A 2,564-nucleotide genomic window follows, 5' to 3' on the forward strand; every position below is an offset into this window, starting at 1 on the left:
AAAAGAACAAATTCAAAGTGCTCAATTGGCAGCAGCAGAAGCAGCTGCAAATGTAAGACATGAAAAAACTGTAGTAGATGTTTATCCTCAAGATAAAAACTCTACTCCTTTATAATTATTCGTAATACTACTCTTTATCTGGTTATAGAGAGTAGTATTTCCTCCCTATATTTCTCCTCATTCATTAAATTTAAAATCAATATTTTTTTATTCAAAAACTTGTCTTCATAGTTTTCTTTATTAGTAGCTGACTTGTCTATTATAATAGCGCTGATTTTATATGATGGAAGAAAGTCTCTTGAGTATCATTGTTGCGTTGGATGCTAAAAGCCAATATGACGCTTTAAAAATTGTTGAACAACTTGATCCTACATTATGCCGCGTAAAAGTAGGTAAAGAGCTTTTTACTCATGAAGGCCCATCTGTTGTAAAAAAACTTCAAGAAGAAAATTTCGAAGTTTTCTTAGATTTAAAATTTCATGATATTCCTAATACAACTGCTCAAGCTGTATGTGCTGCGGCAGACTTAGGTGTGTGGATGGTGAACGTACATGCATCAGGTGGTCGAAAAATGATGGAAACCTGTGTAGAGCGTTTAAAGGCTGGTAATTATCAAACTCAGTTAATTGCTGTAACAGTTTTAACTTCAATGGGTCGTGAAGACTTAAAAGATATTGGTTTAGATATTGAACCTGTAGAGCAAGTTAAAAGATTAGCTAAACTGACTAAAGAGAGTGGTTTAGATGGTGTAGTTTGTTCTGCTCAGGAAGCTAAAATTCTCCGTGAATTAATTGGACAAGATTTCTCTTTAGTTACCCCTGGAATACGTCCAGAAGGTAGTAATGCAGATGACCAAAAACGTATTGTGACTCCAAAACAAGCAATGCTTGATGGCTCTACCCATTTAGTTATTGGTCGTCCAATTACTAAAGCAGAAGACCCAACTCAAATGTTGAAGTCAATTCTTGCTTCGATTGCTTAAAAGTTTAAAAACACAGTAATTAAAAGTGGAGCGAGTAGGCTTAGAAGTAAGCCACTCATCATGGCGTGTGGTACATAATGCGTACCACATGACTGTTTTACCATTGCTAATGTTACATCCATCGAGGTAGCACCAGCGCTTGAAATTGCTGGACGTGGAAAACGCCATCCCATGGTGTACATGAGTAAAATTGCAACTATTTCTCTAAATAGATCTGTAAGTAAGGCAATTCCACCTAGCTCAGCTGAATGTAATTGTGTAAATAAAATACCTGACATCGAATACCAGCCATAGCCTTGGGCTAAAGCCAGCATTTCATTAAGTGTAAAGTGATTGCCTAATAAGAAATAGTTGAGAAAACCAGCTATACATGAACCTATAAAGGCAGCCAAAGGTACAATAAGAATTTTCCAGCTTAACCATGTTCGGTTAAAATGAGTAAAAGCTAATTCGATGCCAATTAGAAAAATAAAGACTAATAACAAATACCAACTATTAAACGAAATATGTATATTTAGTCGAGTAAAAAGAATACCTAAAATGATACCTACAGTTAAAGCTAGAAATGCCTTAGCAATATTTTTTAGAGCATTGATAAAAAGCTGAAGTGAAATTTTTCCTTTAACACTTTCTTTATCAAAAATTGCGTAGGCGATTAAACAAGTAAAAAAAGAACCAAAAGATGTTGTAAATGCAATTAATAGAGCTGGTGGCAATATAGTAGATGGGTTATTAATTTGATCAAGTGCAAGTGTTAATTCTAAAGCAACACTTGTTAGTAAAATATATGAAAAATAGGGCAGAATTTTAAAAATAAACTGCCGAATATTTAATGAGAGTTTAGGACCAAGAAAGTAACCAAAAGCTATTACAATAAAAATTTGAATAATGAGGCTAACAGATTGCATATAATAGATAGATTGTTATTAACCTATCTATTATGTATTGAACATTTTATGCTGCATAGCTATTAGAGAACTTATTTAGCAGTAAATAATTTTTGGGGTTAACGGGACTGTTCTAAATTTTGTGTAAGTACTTAATTTTCATTTATCCTTCAGAGGATAATTACAAAAGGTACTTCACATGGATGAAGCAACAATCAAAAGTATGGCTGCCGAATTGGCTAAAGGTCTAAAAACACCAGAAGACTTAAACCAAATGACAGCAGTCTTTAAAAAATTCATGATTGAAACTGCACTCAATACTGAACTTTCAGACCATCTCGGTTATGAAAAGCATCAGCCCAAGAAAGGCTCAAATAGCCGTAATGGGTTTAGTTCTAAAACCATTACAACTCAAGATGGACAACTGGCTTTAGATATTCCCCGTGATCGAGAAGGTTCATTTGAGCCACAAATTATCAAAAAGCACCAAACACGCATCACCAGTATGGATGACCAAATCCTCTCACTGTATGCAAAAGGAATGACTAATAGGGAAATTGTAGCCTTCTTCAAAGAAATGTACGATGCCGATGTGTCAGCATCTCTCATCAGCAAAGTTACCGATGCTGTGATTGAGCAAGTGACTGAGTGGCAAAATAGAGCCTTAGATAGCCTTTATCCTGTTGTCTATCTTG

Annotated in this window: 2 protein-coding genes and 2 pseudogenes; 3 read left to right on the top strand and 1 reads right to left on the bottom strand. The window is 34.7% G+C overall.

The window, feature by feature from the left end; all coding sequences use genetic code 11:
* Positions 1-115, top strand: a pseudogene (locus J582_RS26545) (DUF1049 domain-containing protein); the annotation flags it as partial.
* A gap of 168 nt (positions 116-283) precedes the next feature.
* Positions 284-982 (top strand): orotidine-5'-phosphate decarboxylase, encoded by a 699-nt coding sequence (gene pyrF / locus J582_RS24545; protein WP_006580789.1) that lies wholly within the window; start codon positions 284-286, stop codon positions 980-982.
* Here pyrF and J582_RS24550 read toward each other — a convergent pair.
* Positions 979-1,890, bottom strand: a complete 912-nt coding sequence (locus J582_RS24550) for a lysine exporter LysO family protein (protein WP_004887467.1) — start codon at positions 1,888-1,890, stop codon at positions 979-981. The genes pyrF and J582_RS24550 overlap by 4 nt on opposite strands.
* Before the next feature lie 178 nt (positions 1,891-2,068).
* On the opposite strand from J582_RS24550, the pseudogene J582_RS24555 reads away from it, so the two are divergent.
* A pseudogene (locus tag J582_RS24555) lies at positions 2,069-2,564 on the top strand (IS256-like element ISAba26 family transposase); the annotation flags it as partial.

This window comes from Acinetobacter sp. 1566109 (assembly GCF_000582255.1).
Lineage (GTDB): Bacteria > Pseudomonadota > Gammaproteobacteria > Pseudomonadales > Moraxellaceae > Acinetobacter > Acinetobacter nosocomialis.